Below are 24,655 nucleotides of genomic sequence, written 5' to 3' on the forward strand. Positions count from 1 at the left end.
ACGCCCTTGGTGGAGGTCCAGGAGGCGAAGCCTCCTGGTGGGGCGCGGGGCAACGCCCCGCCACCCTGTCCGCACTCAGTTGAGAAGGCGGTTGGCGCGCAGACGCGACACCACCAGGTCGACGAAGGTCCTGACCTTGGCCGGGGCGTGGCGGCCTTCGGGGTGAAGCACGTGGATGGGGAGCGGCGGTTCCTCGTACTCGGCGAGCACGATCTCCAGGTCGCCTGCGAGCAGTGCCGGTCCGATCTGGTAGTGAAGCACCCTGGTCAGGCCCCATCCGCCCTTGGCGGTCGCGATCACCGCCTCGTTGGTGTTGCACTGGAGGATGGGGGTGATGGTCACCCGCTGATCCCGGGCGAACCGCCATTCAGGCGAGGCCCACGCACTCGTGGAGGCGGCGATGCGATGGTTCCTGAGATCGGCGGGTGTCGCCGGAACACCATGCTTCTCGAAATAGGCCGGGGAGCCGCAGACGACGCGTCGGACCGTGCCGACCTTGATGGCGGTAAAGCCCGAGTCGGGCAGGTGGCCGATCCGCACGGCAACATCGATGCCCTCTTCAACGATGTTGACCGGGCGATCGACGAAGAAGGCCCTGGCGCGCATGGTCGGGTACGTGTTCAGATATTCGGTTATGATCGGCAACACGTGCATCTGTCCGAACAGCGCCGAGGCCGTGACGGCCAGTGTCCCGGACGGCGTGGCATAGGAACCGGCCGCGGCTGCCTCAGCTTCGGCGATGTCCGACAGTATCCGCCGGCAGTCGTCGAGATAGCGTGCTCCTGCTTCGGTCATCTTCACCGAACGGGTGGTGCGAACGAAAAGCCGGGCGCCGATCATATCCTCAAGCGCCGCCACGGCGCGCGTCACGGCGGGAGCACTCATGTGCATGTGGCGCGCGGTCTCGGTGAAGCTTTCCGTCTCGGCGACCTTCACAAAGATCCGCATCGCCTGCCACCGATCCATCTGCGTTCCCTTTTGCTGCGCGGCCAGGGACTCCTCATAGACAGCCCGGGGTTGATGCGGCAATGGACGCCATGAAGGCTGCGCGTCAGAGCGCGAGCTGGAGTTGATCTTCGTCCCCGGCCTCCTGTCGGGCGGGGGCCGCGCAGCAGATGAGGATCTCGTCTTCCGCGACCGTGGCGGTCGGTTCCTTCAGGTAGGTCACCGCGCCCTTGAGCAGCCTGGTCCGGCAGGTGCCGCACTGGCCCTCGCGGCAACTGAACTCGGGGGTCAGTCCGCGCGCCTCCGCAAGCTCAAGCAATGTGCCGGCGCCCGGCGTCCAGCGTGCTTCCTTGAGCGAGTTCATGAACGCCACCGCTACCGGCTTCGTGGACGGCGGCCGGCGTGCCGGCACCGCGACGCCACGATCGGCTGTTCGCTTCAGCGACGAGGGCCCGAATGCTTCGGCATGGATCCTGGCGTCGGCAATGCTGGTGTCCCGTAGCCCGTCGTAGAGCGCCTGGGTGAAAGCGGGCGGCCCACAAAGATAGAAGTCATAATCGTTGAACGGCAGGAAGCGCGTGAGCAACGCCATGTCGATGCGGCCGGATGCATCATAGTCGGCGCCCTCCTGTGCATCGGCGGGGTCACTGAGCACCCTGACGAGCCTCACCGCCCCTTGCGCGGTGCCCACGAGGTCGGCGAGTTCCCGGTCAAACGGTCGATCCGCCTTCGAGCGCGCGGCCTGGAAGAGGATGGTTGGCCGGATTCGCTGCCTGCGCAGGCCCTCATGGACGACATGCCGCAGCATCGCGAGCATCGGCGTTATCCCGACACCGCCGGCAAGCAGGACGGCCGGCCGCTGCTCGCGGGCGTCGATGGTGAAATCACCGGCGGGGGCGCGCGCTTCGATGATGTCACCCACAGCGATCCTGTCATGCAGGTGCCGGGACACCGCGCCGTCCCGCCGGACGCTGATGCGATAGAACCCGTCCGACGGCGCCACCGAAATCGTGTAGGTCCGGATGACCGGCTTGTCCGCGCCGGGAAGGGTGACGCGAATGGGCAGATGCTGCCCCGCCTGGTGCGGCAGAAGTCCCGCCCCGTCGTTCGGCTGCAGGTGGAAGGAACGGATCGAGGCGCTTTCCTGCACGATCCTCGTGACCTTGAAGGGCCGCCAGCGCGTCGCCAGCGCCGCCGCGCGTAGCCGGTCGGCAGCCTGCTGCCAGTCGCCGGTCATCAGCGAGGCGGAAGACCAGCCATCTTCCCGGAACGCCCAACGGAGCGCCAGGGCACCTTGCCTGCGGACGACCCGGTGGGCCCGGAACGTCCACAGCCGCTCGGCGCCCTGGAAGGCGGCTATTTCCGGCGATTCCAGGATCACCTCGGCATCGCCTGTCATCTGCAGCACATCGCCGGTCCCGAAATCGACGAAGACGAGGCCAGCCTTGCCGTTCAGCCAGATGTTGCCGAGCGTGGCAAAGAAGAGATTGCCGTCGAAGTCGGGGATGGTGAGCGTGCCATCTTCGGCGACACGCACGAAGCCGGCCTTGCCGCCGCGATGCGAGACGTCGACCTGGCGCCGGTCCCCGCGATCGGCATAGGAGGCGACGAAGAAGGTGTCCGCGGCTTCGATCATGGCCCGTGCCGCCGCGTCGGGCGCGGGCATGTCCTCGACGGTACCGGTGAAGGCGGCAGCGGGGTCACGCGCGAACGAGACATCGCGCAGTTGGATGTAGCGCGGGCAATTGCCGAAACTCTGCTCCACCTCGACCCGGTACCCGTTGCCTGTCGTCGACAGAACCCCGTTCATCCGGTTGCGGCGACGGGTGTGCATCTCGATCCCGAGCAGCCCGATGGCAGCGCCTTCGGTCATGCCCGCGGCTGCCGGGTCGGTGGGATGTGGCCGCGCGGCGATGTTCAGCACCGTCCGCCCGGGCGAGGACATGAAACCTGGCCTGCCTTCGAGGAAGGTGGCCCAGGCGTCTCCGTGGGCATCGACGCTGCCGAGCACGATGAAGGGGAGCTGCGCGTAGAACGCGCGATGCTGGTCGGGCATATGGTCGCGCACCACCCGCTTGCCGACCACAGCCATGCGGGCGGCGACGCCGGCCTTTTCCTGAAGAGATGTCTCGCCTTCGTGCCAGGTCGCCAGCTTCGGAAGAGTCCCGGTCATGCCCGTGTCCTCTGCGCCGTGAAGGGGGGGGCGCGCCGCGCGGCGTGCCCCGGGTCGCGGATCACGCTGCCGAGAGACCAGCAGAAGTTTCGGCGAACGGGACGAAGCCGGGCAGCGCCTCGATCCGGCGGAGGAGGGCATTCACGGCGGGATAGCCGGACAGATCGACATTGCCTTCCGGCGCGCGCGCCACATAGCTGTAGATCGCGACATCGGCGATCGTCGGGTGATCGGCGGCCAGCCAGTCGCGGCCGGTGAGCTGCTGCTCAAGCCTGCTCAGCAGGAGATGGGACCGCGCGATCACCTCTTCGGGATTGTAGGGCGCGCCGAACACGGTGATGAGCCGCGCGGCCGCCGGCCCGTAAGCAACTTCGCCGGCAGCAACCGAAAGCCACCGCTGCACCGTGGCCGCGCCGCGCGGGTCCTCCGGCAGCCATCTGGCATCCCCTGCCTTCTTGGCGAGATAGACCAGGATCGCATTCGAATCGGCGATGACGACGCCGTCGTCGTCGAGCACTGGCACCTGCCCGAACGGATTGAGCGCGAGGAACCCGGGTTGCCGGTGGGCACCGGCCTTCAGGTCGACCTCGACCAGCTCATGCGGCAGGCCGAGCAGCGATACGAACAGACGCGCCCGGTGCGCATGGCCCGACAGGGGGTGATGATAGAGTTTCATGATCCTGGTCCCGATGGCGTGGACGGGCTCATTCCCGGTCCGCGCCACCAGCCTGGTGCGGCATGGCACTGACGGGAATTCCCGCTCTCGACACTTCATTGTTGCAGGGGATGGAAGAATACGGGGGCTCGCGATCGTACCGACATCGTTGGGGTTTCACTTAAATTGTCGATCCGAATTATTTCGAAAGCAGGAAATCAATCTTTGGTTGTCCAATGACATGAGAGGAAGTATTCAGCGGTTGCGAGGTAATATGTGGCTCTTCCCATGCACCCTGTCCGTCTTGTCGAGGCCTGGACGATCCTGACACGGTGGCTCGCGCCACGCCGCATGCTGTGGCGCGGGCTTGCCGTTGCCGCGCTGGGGCTGGCGATTGCGGTCGGGGCCGGGGGCTACCTGGTGCAGCAGCGTGACGCCGCCCTGCGCGACGCCGGGCGGGAGATGCAGAACCTGGCCCTGGTGGTCGCCAACTGGGTGGAAAGCGATTTCCGCACCATCGAGCTGCTGCAGGTCGGGGTGGCGGAGTGGGCGCGGGCCGAACGCATCGACACGCCGCAGGCGTTCCGCGCCCGTCTCGGCAGCCGCGAGGTGCACGAGGCCCTGCGCGGGCGCATCGCCGCCCTGCCGCGGGTGCGGCGTCTGTTCCTGGCCGACAGCGAGGGCAGCGTGGTCGCCACCTCCAGCGCCTGGCCGCCGGAGACCGCCTCGGTGGTGCAGCGTCCGTACTACCAGGCGTTGCGCGATGATCCCGCGCGCCAGTCCTTCCTCAGCGCCCCGCTGCTCAGCCAGGCCGACGGGCGCTGGAACATCTATGCCTCCCGCCGCATCAGCGCCCCGGACGGGCAATTCCTCGGCCTGGTCGTCGCCGCCATCGAGCTCGCCTATTTCGAGGAATCGTTCAGCCACCTGGAACTCGGCCCGCAGAGCGCGGTCACGTTGTACCGCGAGGATGGCACGCTGCTGGTCCGCCATCCGTGGATCGAGGAACGCATCGGCAGCATCATCGCCGACAACGAGCAGTTGCGGCGGTTCCTGGCGCGCAGCAGCGGCGACACGCTCCGCCGCGAGAGCCCGCTCGATGGCATCGACCGGGTGATCGGGGCGCGCCGGCTGCAGGGCATGCCGCTCTACCTCGTGGTGGCCCGTGGCACCGAGGAGGTGCTGCTGCCCTGGCGGCAGGAGGCCGGGCGGCTCGGCCTGGCCGTGCTGCTGGTGGAAGGGTTGCTTGCCGGTGGCGTGCTGCTGGTCGGCCGGCAGGAACGGCAACGCCGGGCAGTGCAGCAATTGCGGGCGGCGCAGGCCGAGGCGCAGGCACGCATCGAACTGGCCGAGGCGCGCGCGCGCGCCGCCCGCGCCCTGGAACACGAGGCGGCGCTGGAGGCGGTGTTCGCCAACGGCACGGCCGGCCTCGCCGAAGTGGAGATCGCCTCCGGCCGGTTCGTCCGCGTCAACCGCCGCTACTGCGCGATCACCGGGCGCAGCGAGGCGGAACTGCTCGGCGGCCTCGGCCCGGCCGACGTGCTGCATCCGGCGGAGCGCGCGCAGGTGGGGCAGAGGCTGCGCACCCTCGCCGCCGCCGGCAGCAACTGGGAGACGGAGCTGCGCTACCTGCGCCCGGACGGCGGCGTGGTCTGGGCGCGGCTGTCCGTCTCCGTCTCCGCGCGCGATGCGGCGGGGCAGGCGGTGCGCTGCATGGCCATCGTGGAGGACGTGACCGAGGCGCGCGAGGCCACCGAGCGGCTGCGCGCGAGCGAGGCGCTGCTGCGGCTGGGCATGGAGGTCGGCCATATCGGCACCTTCCGCCACGATTTCGTCACCGGCCTGGTGCAGTGCAGCCCCGAGGCGCGGGCCATGTGCGGCCTGCCGCCGGGCGAGGCGCCGCTCAGCGTCGAGGAATGGTGGAGCCCGATCCTGCCGGATGACCGTGAACAGCTACAGATGCTGCTTGACAGCCCGGCGGCGCGCGAGGCCCTGGACGCCGTGATCTCCTACCGCATCCGCCACCTCGGCGACGGCAGCCTGCGCCATTTCGAGGTGCGCGTGCGGCCGGAATTCGACGCCGCGGGGCGGCCGCTCACCGCGCTCGGCGTCATCATCGACGTCACCGCCAGCCGCGAGGCCACGGCGCTGCAGCGGCTCAGCCTGCAGGCCGGCCGCATCGGTACCTTCCGCCACGACTTCGTCACCGGCCTGGTGGAATGCAGCCCGGAGGCACGGGCCATGGTCGGCCTGCCCCAGCAGCCAGGTCCGCTCACCACCGAACAGTGGTGGGCGCCGATCCTGCCCGAGGACCGGGAGCGGCTGCGCGAGAGCATCGCCGCCAGCACGGCGGCCGGGGTGACCGATGCTTCCAGCACCTATCGCATCCACCATCCGGTGGATGGCAGCCTGCGCCATTTCGAATCACGCACCCGCCGCGAATACGGCCCCGACGGGCGGCCGCTGCGCGCGCTCGGCGTCGTCATCGACGTGACCGAGCGGCGCGAGGCGGAGGCGCATATCGCCCATCTCGCCCACCACGACATCCTGACCGGCCTGCCCAACCGGGGGCTGTTCCGCGAACGGCTGGACAGGGCGCTGGCGCGGGCGCGCCGCGGCCGCGGCTGCGCCGTGCAACTGATCGACCTCGACCGCTTCAAGGAGGTCAACGACACGCTGGGCCATCCGGTGGGGGATGCCTTGCTGCGCGCCGTCACCGAGCGGCTGCGCGCGGTGCTGCGCGAGACCGACACGCTGGCGCGGCTGGGCGGGGACGAGTTCGCCGTCATCGAGACGGATGTCGACCTGCCACAGGACGCGACCGCGCTGGCGCGGCGGATCATCGAGGCGATCGGCCAGCCCTTCGAGGTGGACGGCCACCAGGTCTGCATCGGCGCGAGCGTCGGCATCGCCGTCGCGCCCTCGGACGGGCTGGAGCCGGATGCCCTGATCAAGGGCGCGGACATGGCGCTGTACCGTGCCAAGGCGGACGGGCGCGGCTGCTGGCGTTTCTTCGAACCCGAGATGGATGCGCGCATGCAGTTGCGCCGCGCGCTGGAGATGGATCTGCGCCGGGCGGTGGCGGCGCGCGAGTTCGAGGTGTTCTACCAGCCGATCGTCGATGTGCGCTCGCGCCAGGTCAGCGGGCTGGAGGCGCTGCTGCGCTGGCGCCATCCCGAGCGGGGCCTGGTGCCGCCCGATTCCTTCATTCCGCTGGCCGAGGAAATCGGCCTGATCGTGCCGCTGGGTGAATGGGTGATGCACCGCGCCTGCGCCGAGGCCACGACCTGGCCCGGCACCCCCAAGGTCGCGGTGAACCTCTCGCCCGCGCAGTTCGGCCATCGCGGGCTGGTCGGCGCGGTGGCCTCGGCGCTGGCGGAAACCGGGCTCGATCCGGCGCGGCTGGAACTGGAGATCACCGAGACGGTGATGCTGCAGGACACGCAGGCGACGATGGCCACGCTGCAGCAGTTGAAGGGCCTGGGCGTGCGCATCGCCATGGACGATTTCGGCACCGGCTATTCCAGCCTGAGCTACCTGCAGCGCTTCCCCTTCGACAAGGTCAAGATCGACCGCGCCTTCACCCGCGACCTGGAGCGCTCGCGCCAGAGCAACGCCATCGTGCGCGCGGTGACCGGGCTTTGCACCGGTCTCGACATGACCACCACCGCCGAGGGCGTGGAAACCGAGGGGCAGTTCCAGGTGCTGCTGCACGAGGGCTGCGGCGAGGCACAGGGCTATCTGTTCAGCAAGCCGCTGCCGGCCGGGGAGATCCCGGCCCTGCTGCAACGGCTGGAGCACGCCGCCGCCGCCGAGGCCATCGCGCCCTGATCCCGGGCAGGGTGGAGCAAGGGGAGGCGCGGCGGGAGCTTGATTTCCGATTTTCATATATTCCTGGGCCAGTATGCAATCTTAGATAATCACCCCGATGCGGCGGCCGTAAGCTCTCGCCCGTTTTACGGGTGGATGATAAGGCTTGTCGTGATCCATGAGGGAGCCGGCCACGATGCTGCTTCGAAACCGGATTTCCGCCATGATGCTCGCACTGATGCTTTGCGCCGGTCCGGCCGGCGCCGAGGTGCTGCGGGCCGGCGGCACCGGGGGCGCGACGGCGCTGCTGGTCCATCTCGGCCGGCCCTTCACCGCGCAGAGCGGCATCGCGGTCGATGTGGTCCCGAGCCTGGGCAGCGGCGGCAGCATCGCCGCGGCGGCTGACGGCATGATCGACCTGGTCGTCTCGGCGCGGCCGCTGACCGCCGCCGAGCGGGCGCGCGGGCTGGACGCGGTCGCGACCCTGCGCACCCCCTTCGTGCTGGCGACGTCCCATCCGGCCCCGTCGGGGCTGGCGGCCGGCGCGGTCGCCGGGATGTTCGTCGCGGTGAAGCCGGCCTGGCCGGATGGCGCGGTGCTGCGGCCGATCCTGCGCCCGCGCACGGAAACCGACACCCTGGTGCTGGCGGCGCTGTTCCCCGGCATGGCCGCGGCCCTGGAACAGGCACGGCAGCGCCCGGACCTGCCGGTCGCCGCCACCGACCAGGACAATGCCGATCTGGCCGAGCACCTGGAAGGATCGCTGACCGGCATCACCCTCGCGCAACTGGTGCTGGAAGGCCGCGCGTTGCGGCTGGTGCCGCTCGACGGCGTCACCCCGTCGCTGGCGGGCTTCGAGGCCGGGGACTGGCGCTACGGCCGGGACTTCATCCTGATCGCGCGACGGCCGGCGGCGCCGGCGGTCGGGCGTTTCCTGCAGTTCCTGCACAGCGAGGCGGGGCGGGCGGCGCTGCGCGCGGGCGCCTGCCTGGACGGTGGCGCCTGAATGCGCCACCCGCTGGTCCGCGATCTGGTCGGCGGCCTGGGCCTGCTGGTGGCCCTGCTGATCGCCGTCGGGGTGCCGGCCGGCCATTACGTCATCGGCGAGATCACCCTGCGGGAGGCGCTGGCCTTCCGCGCCCAGCTCAGCGCCGCCCGCGCCGCGCAGTTCATCTTCGTCCATCAGCGCATGTGGCAGTACCAGCATCTCCGCCTTGCCGAGCTGATCGCCCTGCCGCCGGGCAGCGACCTGGCGGTGCGCCAGCGCCTGACGGATCTGGCCGGGCGGGTGGTCGTGCAGGAAACCACCGCGTTGGGGGCGCCGCTGCGCCGGGGGCAGGCGCCCATCCTGGTGGCGGGGGAGACGGTGGGGTGGGTCGCGGTGGAGGCAAGCCTGCGGCCGTTGCTGGGCGGCACCGTGTGGGTCGCCGGCGCCAGCCTGCTGCTGGGCCTGCTGGCCTGGGCCAGCATCCGGCTGTTGCCGCTGCGGGTGCTCGACCGGACGCTGACGCGGCTGTCGCAGGAAAGCGCGCGCTTCCAGGCGGCGCTGGACAACATGGCGCAGGGGCTGTGTCTGTTCGACGGCGACGACCGGCTGGTGGTCTGCAACCGCCGCTTCGCCGCCATGTTTGGCCGCCCGGTGGTGGGCAGCGTTGCCGCGGCGTTGTCATCCGGCGCGGACATCGCGCCGCTGTTCGCCCCGCCCGATCCGGCGCGCTCCGGGCCGCAGGACGGCGGCACGCACGAGCTGGACGACGGGCGGGTGATCCAGGTGTCGCGCCAGGTGATCCCCGGCGAGGGCTGGGTCGCGACCTTCGACGACATCACCGAGCGCCGGCGCTCCCAGGAGCGGCTGGCGCACATGGCGCGGCACGACGCGCTGACCGGGCTGCCGAACCGGCTGATGCTGCGCGAGCATCTGGAAGCGGCGCGGGCGCAGGCGCGGCAGGGCCGCCGGTTCGCCGTGTTCTGCCTCGACCTCGACGGCTTCAAGGGCGTCAACGACGCGCTGGGCCAGGCGGCCGGCGACGAGTTGCTGTGCCTGGTGGCGCGGCGCCTGCGTGCGGTGGCGCGTGACATCGATTTCGTGGCGCGGCTGGGCGGGGATGAGTTCGCGCTGGTGCAGGCGGAGGTGGATGGCCCGGAGGCGGTGACGGGGCTGGCGGAGCGGCTGGCTGAGATCCTGCGCGCCCCGTTCACGCTGCGCGGCGAGGTGGTGGGGCTCGGTGCCAGCATCGGCGTCGCCCTGGCGGAGGATCCGGACCCGGGCGCCGACGTGCTGCTGTGCCATGCCGATGCCGCCCTGCATCAGGCCCGCGCCGCCGGGCGCGGCCTGTGGCGGCTGTTCCAGCCGGAGATGGAGGCCGGGATCCGCCAGCGGCGGCAACTGGAGACCGAGCTGCGCTCGGCGCTGGCGGCGGAGCAATTCGAGGTCTTCTACCAGCCGCTGGTGGAGGCGCGCACGCTGGCGCTGGCCGGCTTCGAGGCGCTGGTGCGCTGGCGCCATCCCGGGCGCGGCCTGGTGCCGCCGGGGGAGTTCATCCCGCTGCTGGAAGAGACCGGCCTGATCGGCCCGCTGGGCAGTTGGGTGCTGGCGCGCGCCTGCGCGGACGCGGCGGGGTGGCCCGCGCATCTGCGGCTGGCGGTCAATCTCTCGCCGGTGCAGGTGCTCAATGCGCGGCTGGTGCAGGAGGTCGCGCAGGCGCTGGCGGGCGCGGGGCTGGCGCCGCAGCGGCTGGAGCTGGAAATCACCGAGACCGTGCTGCTGCAGGACAACGAGGTGACGCTGGGCGTGTTGCGGCGGCTGCACGAGCTGGGCGTGCGCATCAGCATGGACGATTTCGGCACCGGGTATTCCAGCCTCAGCTACCTGCGGCGCTTTCCCTTCGACAAGATCAAGGTCGACCAGTCCTTCGTGCACACGCTGCCCCGCGACCGCGGCGGCATCCCGATCATCCGCGCCGTCACCGGTCTGGGCCGCGCCCTGGGCATGCGGGTGCTGGCCGAGGGGGTGGAGACCGTCGAGCAGATGGAGATCCTGCGCGAGGAAGGCTGCGACGAACTGCAGGGCTTCCTGTTCGGCCGGCCCGCGCCGCTGTGCGAGGCGGCGGAGGTCATTGCCCGTGACCTGGCCGGCGAGCGGCCCGGCGCCGCGGGCCAGTGTCCTGTTCCGGCCCCCGCGCCAGGCGCGACGGCCCGGGGAATCCTGCGCTCGATTCGTTGATGGATCGAACCGGGTTTCAGCCCTGCCCCTGTCCCGCCGCGCGCGGCGCCGGCAGGGGCATCGCGTTCGAGACGGCAAGCCGGAGATGGCGTCCCCCCTCCCGTCCGGCCATCTCCACCGTGACCCGCGCGAGGAAATCCGGCACCTCGTGCGCCGGCATCGGCCGCCCCAGCAGGAAGCCCTGCAACTCGGTGCATCCCTGCTCGCGCAGCATGGCCAGTTGCTCCTGCGTCTCCACGCCTTCGGCGACGACCCGCAGGTTCAGCCGCTGGCTCATGGTCAGCACCGCCTCCAGGATCGTGCGGGTGCCGGAATCCTGCTGCTGGGCCTGCACGAAGCACTTGTCGATCTTGAGCCCGTCGAAGGGGAAGCGGCGCAGGTAGCTGAGGCTGGAATAGCCGGTGCCGAAATCATCCAGCGCGATGTGCACCCCCAGATCCTTCAGGCTGCGCAGGGTGGCCAGGGCCTGGTCCTCGTCCTTGATCAGCACGCCCTCGGTGACCTCCAGCTCCAGCAGCGCGGCCGGCAGGCCGGTCCGGTGCAGGATCTCCGACAGCAAGGGCAGCAGGCCGGTGTCGCGGAACTGCACCGGGGAGAGATTGACCGCCACCCGGCAGCGCGGCTGCCACCCGGCCGCCAGGGTGCAGGACTGCTCCAGCACCATGCGCCCGATCGGCACGATCAGGCCGCATTCCTCCGCCAGCGGGATGAACACGCCCGGCGAGACGAAGCCCCGCTCGGGGTGGCGCCAGCGGATCAGGGCCTCGAACCCGACCACCCGCAGGCTGTCGCAGGCGAATTGCGGCTGGAAGAACACCTCCAGCTCGCGGCGCTCCACCGCCAGCCGCAGGTCGCGCTCCAGCGCGCGGCGGTCCGCCAGCGTCCGGTCCATCCAGCCCTCGAAGCGGCAGAACCCGCCCTTCCGCTCGGCCTTGGCGCGGTCGAGCGCGGTATCGGCGTTCTTCAGCAGGGTGCGGCCATCGGCGCCGTCGTCCGGATAGAGCGCGATGCCGATGCTCGCGCACAGCGACGAGACATAGCCGCCCTGATCGACCGGCAGCGGCAGGCCGTCGAGCAGGCGTTGGGCGACCTGTTCGGCCGTTTCTGATGGCGCGAGGTCACGCACCAGGATCGTGAACGCATCGCCCCCGGTGCGCGCCACCGTGTCCTGCGGCCGGACCAGCGCGCGCAGGCGCTCGGCGAACCGGCACAGCACCGTGTCGCCGACCTCCCGCCCCATGGTGTCGTTGATGGCCTTGAACCCGTCGAGGTCGAGGGACAGCACGACGAAGCCGCCGCCCTGGCCTTCCCCCGCCGCCGTCGCCTCGGCGATGCGCCGGGTCAGCAGCATGCGGTTGGGCAGGCCGGTCAGGGCATCGTGCTGCGCGAGATAGAGGATGCGGGCCTCGGCCAGCTTGCGTTCGGTGATGTCGACCACCGTCGAGCAGGCCAGCCGGCGACCGCCGATATCGACCGGAACGGCGGCGATGACCACATCGCGCATCTCCCCCGATCGCGTGCGGTGGCGGGTTTCGAACTGCACCGCCTCGCCCATCAGCGTGGGACGGCGCCACAGCGCCTCGCATCTTTCCGCGTCCGGCGCGATGTCCGACACCCGCATGCGGCGCAGCATATCGCGCGTATAGCCCAGCATCGCCGCGGCGGCATCGTTGCAGTCCACGATGGCGGTGTCGGAGGGATCGACCAGGTAGCCCGGCAGGGGCGCCGCGTCGAACAGCTTGCGCAGGCGCTGCTCGCTCTCGCGCAGGGCCGCCTCGACCGCCTCGCGCCGGCTGATCTCCCGCGAGAGGGCGGTGTTGCGGGTGTACAGTTCGTCGCGGCGGCGGGCGGTTTCGAGGTAGCGGGCCTGCAGGGCGAGGTTGCGGCGCTGCATCCGGTCGAGCATCAGCGCCGCCAGCAGCACCAGCGGCGGCAGCACGCTGAGCGCGTGCAGGAAGGCGCGCGAGGTGATGGTGCCATAAAGGTCCTGCTCGCGGGCCAGGGTGGCCAGCGACAGCGGGAAGCCCGGCACCGGCGTGCGCACCACTACCATGCCGCGCAGGGCGGCCGGGGGCAGCGGCGGCACGGCTTCGGCGGTGCGCACGACCTGGCCCGCGGGCAGGGGGACGAGGGCGCGGCCCAGCTCCGGGTCGAGCGCCGGCGTGACCTGCACGGCGGCCAGTTCTTCCCCCGCCGCGCTCAGCAGCACCTCGCGCAGCCCGGTCGCGTCCGGATCGGCGCGGAGATGGCCGGCGAGGATGCCGAGATCACTGAACGCCACCACCGCGCCGACGATGGCGCCCTTGTGGCGGACCGGTGCCACCGTGCCGATGCGCCGGGACACCGGGTCGAGCGCGATCACCGGGCCGCCGAGCAGGCCGGAGGGCAGCGCCACGGCCACGTCGCCGTTGCCCAGCTCGGCCAGCCGGGTGCCGTCGATGTCGACGAAGGCGATGTCGCCGAAGATCTGCTGGCCGCGGAACACCGTCTTGGCCTGCCAGCGCCGCAGGCGCTGCTCGATCGCCTCGAGGCTGGCCGCCAGGCCATAGCGCAGCGACATGCCCAGCGCCTTGTTGGTCAGGTAGGCCTCGATCTCGTGCGCGTCGGCCAGTTCCGAGATGTCGCTGCGGCGCTCCGCCAGGAAGTCGCCCAGGCGGGCCGCCTGCCGCGCGGCCTCGGCGGCGAAGCGGGCTTCGGCCGCGGCGGTGAGCTGCGCCTGCGCGCGAAAGCCGTTCCAGAGCAGCACCGAGGCGTAGGCGCAGAACGCGACGGCGACCAGCAGGGGCCAGCGTGCGAACAGGCGGTTCATGGTCATGCGGGGCACCGGGATCGGCTACTTCCCTGCGGCGAAGAAGGCGGGAAAGGCGCGCCGGATGCCGGGGTAGTACCTGGCCACCAGGGCATCGTAGCGGCCATCGGCGCGCACGTGGTCGAGATGGCGGTTGAAGGCGTCGCGCAGCCCGGGGGCGTCGCGGGGGAAGGCGGCGGCCAGGTCCTGCACGGGGGAGATGGGGCCGATGACCTTGATCCTGCCGGCCCATTTCTGCAGGTCGAGCATGGCATCCGGCACGTCGAGCAGGGTGAAGTCGGCTTCGTGGTTCAGCAGCGCCGGAACCATTTCATTGAGGTTGGTGCTGCGGGTGTAGGCGCGCAGGTCCAGCCCCTTGCCCTTGAGGTCATAGTTCGCCGGGTCGAGGCAGGTGCGCTCCATGACCAGCAGGCTGTGGGGGCCGATCAGGGCCCTGGTCTCGGCGATGTCGGCCGCCAGGTCCGGGCCGCCCTTGATCGGCTGGAAGGGGGATGCCGCCGGCGCGACCAGCAGGACCTGCGAGGGGAAGGTCGGGCTGGAATACAACACCACCTGCTCGCGCCAGGGCAGCACGGTGAAGCCGGCGGCGATCATGTCGCCGCGCACCGGGTGGCTGCCTTCCAGCGTGACGGTGCCGTCGCGCTTCACCACGTCCTGGCCGAGCAGGTCGCGCAGCACGCTGTAGAAGTCGGTGTAGACCAGGGTGTAGCGGACGCCGATCTCACGGGCGAAGCCACGCACCAGCTCGACGTCGAAGCCGTCGCCCTCGCCGGTGACGAAGTTGGCGTAGCGGATGCCCAGGTGGCGCAGCTCCCCCCGCGCCCGGATCTCCGCGAGATCGGCGGCCCGGGCCTGCCAGGCGGCCAGCGCGAGAGCCAGCGCGAGAACGGCCGGGCCGCCCTGGCGCAGGAAATGGCCCCAAAGCCATGTCAGCTTTTCCGGCATCACAAAACCGCCTCTGCCCAGGCCCCGGTTCAGCCATTTCGAAAAAGCCACATGCCCCTGAAGCGCAGCAAGCCGTGACACCGTGGGGCCGCGATCATGACATTCTTTTTCAACAACGGTACAGAGGCAATATTTTCAAAAGAATACTATGGCATTTACCATTGCAGCAATTGAAAATTGGATAGAATGCATTCGTGGAACATATTCGCATGAAATTTCACCAGAAGTGAATTTTGCCGGTCCGTGGCATGATGTGCGCCGTCGAACTTGTTTTGCATTCGGATATGTACGGTGGCTCATATTTTTATGGTAGTGTTGTTCACCTTCCGGAGTTTTATTTCTCATGACCATAAGAATATGTCGTGTTAATAGCCAACCGGTTTAGCCGGGTGGCTTCGCCTCGCGAGGCCGCCATTGGGGTGGGGCCGGCGCCCCGGCCCCGTTCCTGTCGGGGTCCGGTCCTTGCTTTGCATTCGCTCCGTCGCCGCCGCCGCGCCTGACACACCGGTCGTGCTCGACCGGCTCGCGGCCGGGATCGCGGCATCGGGGATCGCCGCTCCCGCGCTGGTCGTGGCCTTCCATGACGGCGTGCACGACGCCGCGACGCTGCATGCGGCGCTGCGGCGGCAGTTTCCCCGCGCCCCGATCATCGGCGGCACCTCCTGCCAGGGGGTGATGACCGAGCGGGGCCTGCACGGCCCGGGCTCGGCCGGGCTGCTGCTGATCGAGGACGCGCGCGGGGATTACGGCGTCGCCGCGGGCCCGCTGGGCGAGGACGCCGAAGCGGATGCCGAGGCGCTGCTGCATGCCGCGCTGGAGCAGGCCGGCTGCCCGGGCGAGCTGCCGGAGCTGATCTGGGTGGTGCAGGCGCCGGGGCGGGAGGAGGCGGTGATCGCGGGGCTGCGCCGCGCCGTCGGCCAGCATTGCCCGATCATCGGCGGCACCGCTGCGGGCCGGCTGGGCGAGGGGGAGGACGGGTGCCGCCAGATCGGCCCGGACGGGGCGCTCGCCGGGGGGCTGGTGGTGGCGGCGCTGATCCCCTCGGGCGGCGTCGGCCTGGCCTTCCAGGGCGGCTACGAGCCGGCGGGGCCGAGCGGCACCGTCACCGGCGTCGGCTTCGACATCGACGGCCCCGGCGGCGTGGTCACCGCGAGCGCGGGGCGGCACATCCTCTCGATCGACGGCGAGCCGGCGGCCCGGGTCTACAGCCGCTGGCTCGGCGATGCGCTGGACGCGCGGCTGGCGGCGGGGGGGGACATCCTCACCGAAAGCACCATGCACCCGCTGGCGGTAGAGGTCGTGCAGGCTGGCGGGGTGCCGCAATACCTGCTGGTCCATCCCAAGGACATCAGCGCCGAGGGCGGGCTCACCACCTTCGCCACGGTGGCGCAGGGAAGCCGGATCCACGTGATGCGCGGCGAGCGGGAGCGGTTGGTCGAGCGCGTGGGCCGGGTAACGGCGCAGGCGGCGGCGCGGCTGCCGGGCGGCGCCGGCACCCTGGCCGGGGGGTTCGTGATCTGTTGCGCCGGCTGCATGCTGGCGGTGGGCGAGCGGCTGGACGACATGGCGCAGGGGGTGGTGCGGCGGATGGACGGCAGGCCGTTCCTGGGGTGCTTCACCTTCGGCGAGCAGGGCGAGATCCTCGGCCGCAACGTCCACGGCAACCTGATGATCGCAGCACTTGCCTTGGGACGTTGAGCCTTGACACCGCAGGACGACACCGAGAGCTCCGAGGCGCTGCGCGAGGCGCTGGCGGGGCTGCAGCGCGACAATGCCAAATTGCGCCGCGAGGTGATGCAGGCCGGCCTGCTGCTGACCGCGCTGGAGGCGCTGTTGCGCATCGAGCCGGGAAGCGACCCGTTCCCCGGCGTGCTGGCGGCGCTGAGCGCCGTGTTCGGCTTCAGCGAGGCCATCGCCCTGGGCGAGGGCAACGATGGCCGGCTGGACTGCATCGCCGCCATGCCGGCCAGCCTGGCCGACCTGCCCTGGCGCAATGGTCGCCTGTTCGCGCGCGTCATGGACGGGCGCATCAGCGTGACCTTCGAGAACGCGAAGCTGGAGGAATGGCGCGACCTGCCGCCCGGCCGGCTGTCGGCGGCGCAGTCGGCGCTCTATCTGCCGATGCGCATGCGCGACCGGCGCGGGCTGCTGATCATGCTGCGTCCGCTCGACGCGCCGGGTTTCAGCCGGGATGACGTCGTGCTGGCGCGGAAATTCGCGCTGCTGGCCTCGCACGCCCTGGCGGCGCGGCACGCGAACCAGAGCGAGGCGGAGAGCCGCCGCCTGCAGCGCCTGACCGAGCAGCTGCGCACGAGCGAGCAGGCGGCGCAACGCAACGCCAACCTGCTGCAGGAGATCGTGAACCTGCTGCCGCTCAGCCTGACGGTGAAGGACGCCGCCGGCCGCCTGGTGCTGGTCAACGATGCCGCCGCCGCCGCGCCCGCCCCGGCCGCGGCGGCCAGCCGGCAGGAGGCCGACATCATCGCCGCCGGGCAGCAGGTGACGGAGGAGGAGACCAGTGCCGGGCCGGAGGGCGAGCGCACCTTCCTCACCTCCCGCAAGCCGGTGCGCATCCTGGAGGAATCGCTGCTGCTGACGGCCTCGCTCGATATCACCGAGCGCAAGCACTTCGAGCGCGAGCTGGCGCACCGCGCCTATTTCGACACGCTGACCGGCCTGCCGAACCGCACCCTGCTGCAGGAACGGGTGGATGCCGCGCTGCGCCACCGCCTGCCCGCGCAGGGTTGCGCCATGGCTTTCATCGACCTCGACAATTTCAAACACATCAACGATTTCTTCAGCCATGCCGTCGGCGACGGGCTGCTGGTGGCGGTGGCGCGGCGGGTCGGCGGGCTGATCCGTGCCTCCGACACACTGGCGCGGATCAGCGGCGACGAGTTCGTGCTGCTGCTCGACCCGCTGCCCGAGCCGGAGCAGTTGTACGCGGCGATCGACCGCATCCTGGACTCGCTCAAGCAGCCTTTCGCGGTCGAGGGCTTCGAGATCCTCACCTCCGCCTCGGTGGGCGTCAGCCTCTTTCCCGAGCATGGCCGCGACTACGAGGCGCTGCGCCGCAATGCCGACGGGGCGATGTACCGGGCGAAGATGGGGCGCCGGGGCCGCGCCGTCTATTTCGACGCCGGCATGGGCAAGGCGGTGACGGCACGCATGGAGCTGGAGCAGGAGCTGCGGCTGGCGGTGCGCGACCGTCATTTCCGCTTCGCCTTCCAGCCGAAGGTCGAGCTTCGCAGCGGCCGGGTCATCGGCTTCGAGGCATTGGTGCGCTGGGTGAATGGCGGGGGGCCGATCATGGCCCCGTCCGGCTTCATCGACCTGGCCATGGAGCTGGGCATCGGCGACGAGATCACCCATTTCGCCCTGCAGGACACCGTTGCCGCGCTGGAGCGGATCGACCGGCGCTTCGGCGCGGACACGACGATCAGCATCAACGTCTCTGCCCGGCAGGCGAACGATCCCGGCTTCATGCGCGGCTTCGTCGCCGCGATCGCCGCGACGGGACGGGCGCAGCGGCTGATGCTGGAGCTGACCGAGGATGCCTTCATCACCGCCGGCCAGTTCCAGGCGCAGGTCCTGCCGCTGCTGCGCGAGGCCGGGGTCAGGGTTTCCATCGATGATTTCGGCACCGGCTATTCCTCGCTCGGCACGCTCGCCGACATCACCGTCGACGAGGTCAAGGTGGACCGTTCCTTCATCCGCCGCATCCAGGACCGGCCGCGCAGCCAGGGCGTGCTGAAGGCGATCGGGGCGCTGGGCCGGGCCCTGGGCACGGTGGTGGTGGCGGAAGGCGTGGAGACCGAGGAAGAGGCGCGCTACCTGCTGCAGGCCACCGATATCGACGTGGCTCAGGGTTATCTGTTCGGCCGGCCCGCTTTCGTCGAGCAACTGGTGCGCATGCCCGGCCGCGCCTTCCCCCGCCTGCGCTGAGGCGCGGCGTGGATGAAAGGCGATTGTGCGCGGTGATCGCTTAAAGGAAATATCGTTCTCATTTATAATATAACTGTAAGTAAGTATAATATTCTAAGTTGAATTGAAGTAATTATTGTTTTGCCTGGGTGGCACCCGGTATCCCTGCGCTGGCCGCGCGCGACATCCCCATCAGGGGCCGGCCTGAAAGGAAAAGGGGTGCCACGATGCGCCTGAACGAGCCCGTTACCGATCTGGAAATCCTGCTGCCGGAGGACGAGCCCCTGGTCTCGCGCACCGACACCGGCGGGCGCATCGTCTTCGTCAACCGTGCCTTCGTCGAGGTGAGCGGGTTCTCCGAGCCGGAGCTGATCGGCCAGCCGCACAACCTGGTGCGGCATCCGCACATGCCGAAGGAGGCGTTCGCCGATCTCTGGAAGACGATCAAGGCGGGCCGCCCCTGGGAGGGGTTGGTCAAGAACCGTACCAAGAGTGGCGACTACTACTGGGTCCGCGCCAATGTCACGCCGGTGGTCGAAGACGGCAGGATCACCGGCTACATTTCGATCCGCGAGCGGCCCTCACGCGCGGCAGTGGCGGAGGCCGAGGCCGCCTATGCAAGGATTCGTGCCGGCAACGGCAGGGATCTCGCGCTGCGCGACGGCGAACTGGCCCGGGTGAGCTGGGGAACGCGGCTTGCCCAGAGGTGGGCGAGCGTCACGACCCGGCTGGCCGCGGTGTTCGCCGTCGTCCTTCTGGCCTTGCTGGGAATCGGCGCGATCGGCGTGCAGGGCATGATGGGCGTCAACGCGGCGCTGCGCACCGTCTACGAGGACCGCACCGTGCCGGCGGCGCAGCTCGCCGACATCCTTGAAGGTGTCCGCGAAACCATGACCGCGATGGTGCAGCTCGACGGCGACCTGGCCTCCGGGCCGTCCGGGCGCGCAGAGCGGCGGCAGGAGCAGATGCGCCAGATTTCGGTGCGCATCGACCGGGTCTGGAAGGACTACATGGCGACCTACCTGACCCCGGAGGAGGCCGGGCTGGCGGCGCAGTTCGTCGCACAGCTCGCGGCCTTTCGCCGGGATGTGCTGGAGCCGGTGCTGCGGCTGCGCGGTGGCGAGGCGGCGGCGACCGTGCGGCCCGCCGAGCACGGGATCAGCGGCGCCGAGCCGGCGGTGGACACGCTGCACCGGCTGCTGGCGCTGCAGACGCGGGTGGCGAACGAGGAGTACCAGGCCGCCGGCCAGGATTTCACGCGTCGCCTGTGGCTGATCGGGGGGACGATGCTGATGGCCGCGGCGCTGGTCTGCTTGCTGGGCTGGTCGCTGCTGACCGCGGTGAAGCATCCGTTGCGGCAGATCGTCGGGCATTTCGAGGCAATCGCGGCGGATGACTACGCCCACCGCATCGAACTGCCGGGGGCGCCGGAATTCTGGACCGTCGCACGCATGCTGCGGGCGATGAAGGCAAGGCTGGCCTATACCCGGCATGCCGAGCGGGAGAACCTGCGGCAACTGGCGGCGGCGCGCCGCGCCACCGTGCAGGAGATGGCCATCCGGATCGAGCAGGCCAATACCCAGGCGATGCAGCAGATCTCGGGGCAGACCGGGGAGATATGCCAGAGTGCCACGGCGGTCGCCGTGGTCGCGTCACGGGTCGACGGCAATGCCCGCGCCGTTGCCACAGCCGCCGAGCAGGCGCTGGTCAACGCCCAGGCGGTGGGGGCGGCGACGGAGCAACTGACCGCCTCGATCCAGGAGATCTCGGCACAGGTCGCCCAGGCCAGCACACGGGCCGGCACCGCCGCGCAGTGCAGCCGCCTGGTGCGTGAGCGCATCAGCGCGCTGTCGGAGCTCGCGGCGGGGATCGGCGCGGTGGTCGGGCTGATCACCGACATCGCCGGCAAGACCAACCTGCTGGCCCTGAACGCGACCATCGAGGCGGCGCGGGCGGGAGAGGCGGGGCGCGGCTTCGCCGTGGTCGCCGCCGAGGTCAAGGGCCTGGCGACCCAGACGGCCCGCTCGACCGAGGAGATCCGGCGCCAGGTGAGCGACATCCAGGCGGCCAGCAGCGCTGCGGTGGCGGCGGTCGAGGAGATCGGCGGGAGCATCCAGGCCACCGCCGAGGTTGCGGTCACCGTGGCGGCAGCGGTCGAGCAGCAGGCGGCCGCGACGCGCGAGATCGCCCGCAACGCCTCGGAGACCGCCACGGCGGTGCGCCACGTCTCTACCAACATCGCCGAAGTGTCGCATGACGCCGCCGAGGCCGGGACCCTCGCCGAGGCCATGTGCCGTGGTGCCCACGTGGTGGCCGGCTGCGTCGGGGAGCTGGAGCAGGGCGTCATCCGGGTGGTTCGCAGTTCCATCGACGATGCCAACCGCCGGCTGGAGCGGCGCGTCCCGGTCGATGCGCCCTGCCTCGTGCTGGCCGGCGACGGACGCCGCACCGAGGCCCGGCTGGTCGACCTGTCGTCTTCCGGCGCCAAAGTCCAGGGGGTGGATGGCTTCGCCGTGGGCGAGCGCGGCGCCCTGGTCTTCACCGGCGCGAGCGCAGAGGCCCGGGCGGGGTTCGAGGTGCGCGGCATCGGCGCCAGAAGCGCCCTGCACCTGCGCTTCGTCGAAGGCGAGACGAACGCGGCGGCGCGGCAATGGATCTCCCGCGTGATCAGGGCGTCCGGCCCGGACCTGGCGGCCTGAGGGGGCGGCCGGGAGGCGACCGCCGGCCATGCCGGAGAAGAAACAAACATAAATAACGGCAAATGATGCTGATTCGCCGTCAGCAATATATGGAAATTCGTACCATGCCGAGGCAGCGCAAAAACATGCGCACTCGTCAAAAATGGTCATGTATCCAAAGCAAAATATGACAAATCTGTTCACAACCAAAACGCATAAAAAACTTAGAAGGTAAGTGCGTCATGGTTGTTCATCGTGGACCATGCGTGACTGTAAATGTCACGAATGTGTTCGCATGAGGTCCTGGGCGTGGATCAGTGAGATTCATCCAGTACACACCCATCCGGCTACATGTTCAGAAGAGCACGTAATGAATGCTTCAATGATTGCCACGGTCAGTCCCGGAAGCGGACTGGCGTGGATTCGCCAGATCATTGCCGCGTCAGCCCTTGCCCATGCCTCCCCGGTGCCGGCTACCACGAACCAGGCCCGTGCCGGGCGCTCGAGGCTGCGGCTGGCCTGTTGGGGCATCGCCGTTGCGGTCGGCTTCGGCGTGGCGGTGCCGAAGCTGCACGCGACCGAGCTGCATTACGGGCTCATGTCGCCGAATTTCGGCGGCAGCAACACCGTGCCCTACCAGATGGCACAGGCCCAGGCCTCGCTGATCGCGACGCAGCGGGCGGCGGCAGCGGCGGCGGCGAAGGCGGCCGCGGCCAAGGCCACCGCCGCCGATCCCTACGCACCGCTGATCAGCGCGCTGACCTCGCAGCTGACCGGCCTGGTCGCCCACAACATCGCCGACAGGATCGCGAACTCGAAGCAGGGGGACGCCGGCACGATCTCGACGGGCAACGTCGCCATCACCTACGTCAACTCGGACGGCCAGCTCAGCGTCACCATCAGTTCGCCGACCGGTTCGACCACGCTCACCATCCCGAGCGGAAGCTAGGGCCATGCAGCGCGGTCCCCGGATGACCCGCTGGGCGGCGGCCCTGCTGTGCCTGCTCGCACAGGCCGGCTGCACCATGGATCCGCTGCCGTCGGCCTCGGCCGAGACGACGCAGTCCGAGAACATCCCGCTGCCCCCGCCGCCGCCGCGCCCGCTGACGGCGACCATCTACAACTGCATCGATACCAGCGGGCAGCGACGCCCCTCGCAAAGCGTCCAGGAACTCAGTGCCGCGGTGCCGCAGGACTGCGCGCCCTATCTGATCGACGCGGTACGGTCGCTCTCGCCCGGCTACCTGAGCCTGGTCGAGCGCCAGCACGTGGACGAGCTGCTGCGCGAGCGGCAGATCGCGACGCTCGCGCTGAACAACGCGGCACAGGAGGCCGCGGCGGCAGCGGGGGCGAGCGCCGTGGTGGCGCGCAAGCTGAACACGCTGAAGGTAGCCGAGGTGCTGCTGGTCGGGCAGGTCGTCGCCTATGACCGGTCCACCCGCCAGGCCTCCGGCGGCCTTGCCTTCGCCGGCATCGGCGGGACCGGCACGATCGTCACCGACCTGATCACCTTCAGCCTGCGCGCCGTGGCGGTGCAGTCCGGGGAAGTGCTCGGCCAGAGCTCGGCCACCAAGTCCATCACGTCGCTGGTCGTCGGCGGCCACAGCGTGAAGATTTTTTCAACCTCGATCGTCGATTTCGAACTGGGCGGATCGGGCAACGAACCGGTCGGGCTCGCGCTGCGCGAGGCGACGCGCGGGGCGCTCGCCCAGCTGATCAATCGCGGCATTCACGACGGCTGGTGGAGTTAACACGGACAGCTTCCGCAGAACGGCTGCCGCCGGCGCGTGTCGTGAACGCCGGAAAGGATCTGCAGGCAAAAGGAGCATCAAGACTTGCGTAGCTTCATGCAGATCCTGGCGACATCGACAGCCCTCGCGACCCTTGCCGGCACCGCGGGCGCCAGCAACTATATCGACATCGATGCCACGAGCGCCGGCGGTAAAGTCAAGACGCTGGCCATTACCCAGGGCGGCACCGGCAATTCCAATTCGATCCAGATCGACTCATCGGGGACGGGCTCGTTCCATGTGAAGGGACCGTGGGACAGCGTTTCGATCACACAGACCTCCAATGGCGGCGGAGGGGCCAACAACCTGTACGGCTCGATCAAGTCCGCCAGTGGCGCTGCCAACAAGTTCCAGGCGACCTATGCCACGCATGCGAGTTTGGTCGGGAACAACGTCCATACGATCGCGATTAATTCCGGCGGAACCGTTCAGGGAATGGCGGCTGGTGCGCCCTCCGCCGCCGCTGCCACCGCCAGCGTGACAAATACAGGGGTTTCCGACAATACGATTACCGAAAGCCTGACGGCAACGGCCAATGTCAACTATGCCCTCAGTGTGAACGGAACCGGCAATAATATTACCAGCACACTGAGTTCACCTAATGATGTTTATTATGCTCTAACTATCACTGGCGATAGCAATGCCATAACAAATAACCTGAGTTTGCGGGCAGCTTCTGCCAATAATCTGACATACGCTGTTACATACACTGGTTCTTCAAATACTATTAATCATGCGATCAGCGGCGCCGACTCGATCAACATCTCCGGAACCATTGGGGGGAACACCAACACCGTCTCGACAACCTCCACCGGCCCTGGGGCCAAGACCGTCAGCGTGACAACCGCGAGCAACAATAACACTGTATCAAATGATTTTGGTGCAGTTTCGGGTAGCCAGTCGTCGACGCTCACGGCTGATTCAACCAGCCAGGTCGATTACGGGTTGACCTCCTCGGCGGCGGGGACGGCGGCGTCCGTGACCCTGAACGGCGTCGCCGGCGCGTCGGGCGCGGCGGTCGTCCGCGTCGTGCAAAGCGGAACAGGTGCAAATGCGATCCTGACCGTGAACGGAAACACGTACAGTGCCGGCACGACGCTTGCCGGCGGCGCTGGCGTGCTGGTCACCCAGGCCACGAGCAATGCCTACCTGAACGCCAACGTCACCGCCGCCGCGACCGGCTACACCGTCAACATCACCCAGTAGATGCGGCCTTCCGCTGCCTCCCCGTGCCCGTCCGCCGTGCTGCAGCGGTCGGGCTGGCGGAGATGTGTCGCGCCGGCACTCGCCGGCGCGGCCTTCCTCGTCGCCGTCCCGGTGCACGCGGCCACGCTGCTGGTGTGCCGTGAGGTCGATCTCGCGGCCCCGATCATGGCGCCGCTGACCATCCCGGCCGGGTCGCTGTACCGCGACGACGGCCGGGCGGACGACCCGGTGGCGGCGTTCAGCGGCGACCGGTGGCAACTGCGCCTGGAGACGATCGAGCCGGTCGTGATCCCGCCTTTGGCCTCATGTGTGCGCGTGCGGGTGCGCATCACCAGCGATTCATCGATCAAGTCGGTCGCGGTCGGCGACAACCGGCGTTTCGTCTATGCCGGATCGAGCCTGATGCTCGACGCGCCGGAGGCATCGGAAGCGGTGATGACCACCCGGGGCAGGGTGCTCGACAGCGTTCCCTGAGCAGCTGCCCCCTCGGGTCGCGC

Annotated in this window: 15 protein-coding genes; 10 read left to right on the top strand and 5 right to left on the bottom strand. The window is 69.5% G+C overall.

The genetic code is table 11. The features are described from left to right. Nucleotides 1–75: 75 nt before the first annotated feature. The 3 genes from NBY65_RS19775 to NBY65_RS19785 all read right to left on the bottom strand — a co-directional run bounded on the left by NBY65_RS19775 (nucleotide 76) and on the right by NBY65_RS19785 (nucleotide 3,794). On the bottom strand, nucleotides 76–966 hold the full coding sequence (locus tag NBY65_RS19775) for a LysR family transcriptional regulator (protein ID WP_150042553.1): 891 nt from the start codon (nucleotides 964–966) through the stop codon (nucleotides 76–78). Between the two features lie 85 nt (nucleotides 967–1,051). After that, complete coding sequence (locus tag NBY65_RS19780) at nucleotides 1,052–3,037, bottom strand: FAD-binding oxidoreductase (protein ID WP_239002906.1); 1,986 nt, start codon at nucleotides 3,035–3,037, stop codon at nucleotides 1,052–1,054. Between the two features lie 142 nt (nucleotides 3,038–3,179). Further along, nucleotides 3,180–3,794 carry a glutathione S-transferase family protein gene (locus NBY65_RS19785; protein ID WP_150042552.1) on the bottom strand — a complete coding sequence of 205 codons (615 nt, stop codon included), beginning with the start codon at nucleotides 3,792–3,794 and terminating at the stop codon, nucleotides 3,180–3,182. 267 nt (nucleotides 3,795–4,061) lie between these two features. Here NBY65_RS19785 and NBY65_RS19790 point away from each other — a divergent pair, with 267 nt between their 5' ends. The 3 genes from NBY65_RS19790 (at nucleotide 4,062) to NBY65_RS19800 (ending at nucleotide 10,806) form a co-directional block, all read left to right on the top strand. After that, a complete protein-coding gene (locus NBY65_RS19790) occupies nucleotides 4,062–7,604 on the top strand; it encodes a bifunctional diguanylate cyclase/phosphodiesterase (RefSeq protein WP_150042551.1) in 3,543 nt (1,180 codons plus the stop codon). A gap of 202 nt (nucleotides 7,605–7,806) precedes the next feature. Further along, a complete protein-coding gene (locus tag NBY65_RS19795; RefSeq protein ID WP_162530687.1) occupies nucleotides 7,807–8,589 on the top strand; it encodes a substrate-binding domain-containing protein in 783 nt (260 codons plus the stop codon). Beyond that, nucleotides 8,590–10,806: a putative bifunctional diguanylate cyclase/phosphodiesterase gene (locus NBY65_RS19800; RefSeq protein ID WP_203330590.1), complete on the top strand. Its 2,217-nt coding sequence runs from the start codon at nucleotides 8,590–8,592 to the stop codon at nucleotides 10,804–10,806. It begins immediately after the preceding gene. A 16-nt stretch (nucleotides 10,807–10,822) separates the two neighbouring features. Here NBY65_RS19800 and NBY65_RS19805 read toward each other — a convergent pair whose 3' ends face one another. Further along, nucleotides 10,823–13,621, bottom strand: a complete 2,799-nt coding sequence (locus tag NBY65_RS19805; protein ID WP_150042549.1) for a putative bifunctional diguanylate cyclase/phosphodiesterase — start codon at nucleotides 13,619–13,621, stop codon at nucleotides 10,823–10,825. A gap of 18 nt (nucleotides 13,622–13,639) precedes the next feature. Beyond that, the gene (locus tag NBY65_RS19810) at nucleotides 13,640–14,560 is read right to left on the bottom strand and encodes a transporter substrate-binding domain-containing protein (RefSeq protein WP_150042548.1); all 921 of its coding nucleotides are present in this window, start codon (nucleotides 14,558–14,560) and stop codon (nucleotides 13,640–13,642) included. A gap of 462 nt (nucleotides 14,561–15,022) precedes the next feature. Between NBY65_RS19810 and NBY65_RS19815 the strand changes: the two genes are divergently transcribed. The 7 genes from NBY65_RS19815 (at nucleotide 15,023) to NBY65_RS19850 (ending at nucleotide 24,632) form a co-directional block, all read left to right on the top strand. Next, nucleotides 15,023–16,258: an FIST signal transduction protein gene (locus NBY65_RS19815; protein WP_150042547.1), complete on the top strand. Its 1,236-nt coding sequence runs from the start codon at nucleotides 15,023–15,025 to the stop codon at nucleotides 16,256–16,258. A gap of 3 nt (nucleotides 16,259–16,261) precedes the next feature. Beyond that, nucleotides 16,262–18,505 carry a putative bifunctional diguanylate cyclase/phosphodiesterase gene (locus NBY65_RS19820; RefSeq protein ID WP_203330589.1) on the top strand — a complete coding sequence of 748 codons (2,244 nt, stop codon included), beginning with the start codon at nucleotides 16,262–16,264 and terminating at the stop codon, nucleotides 18,503–18,505. A 206-nt stretch (nucleotides 18,506–18,711) separates the two neighbouring features. Next, nucleotides 18,712–21,183, top strand: coding sequence for a methyl-accepting chemotaxis protein (locus NBY65_RS19830; protein ID WP_150042546.1), 2,472 nt, complete (start codon nucleotides 18,712–18,714; stop codon nucleotides 21,181–21,183). 349 nt (nucleotides 21,184–21,532) lie between these two features. Beyond that, nucleotides 21,533–22,111, top strand: a complete 579-nt coding sequence (locus NBY65_RS19835) for a curli assembly protein CsgF (RefSeq protein ID WP_162530686.1) — start codon at nucleotides 21,533–21,535, stop codon at nucleotides 22,109–22,111. Nucleotides 22,112–22,115: 4 nt separating this feature from the next. Then, nucleotides 22,116–22,913, top strand: coding sequence for a CsgG/HfaB family protein (locus NBY65_RS19840; RefSeq protein ID WP_150042544.1), 798 nt, complete (start codon nucleotides 22,116–22,118; stop codon nucleotides 22,911–22,913). An 84-nt stretch (nucleotides 22,914–22,997) separates the two neighbouring features. Next, a complete protein-coding gene (locus tag NBY65_RS19845; protein ID WP_150042543.1) occupies nucleotides 22,998–24,158 on the top strand; it encodes a beta strand repeat-containing protein in 1,161 nt (386 codons plus the stop codon). Then, nucleotides 24,159–24,632, top strand: coding sequence for a hypothetical protein (locus tag NBY65_RS19850; protein ID WP_150042542.1), 474 nt, complete (start codon nucleotides 24,159–24,161; stop codon nucleotides 24,630–24,632). Nucleotides 24,633–24,655 lie beyond the last annotated feature (23 nt).

The organism is Rhodovastum atsumiense (assembly GCF_937425535.1).
GTDB lineage: Bacteria > Pseudomonadota > Alphaproteobacteria > Acetobacterales > Acetobacteraceae > Rhodovastum > Rhodovastum atsumiense.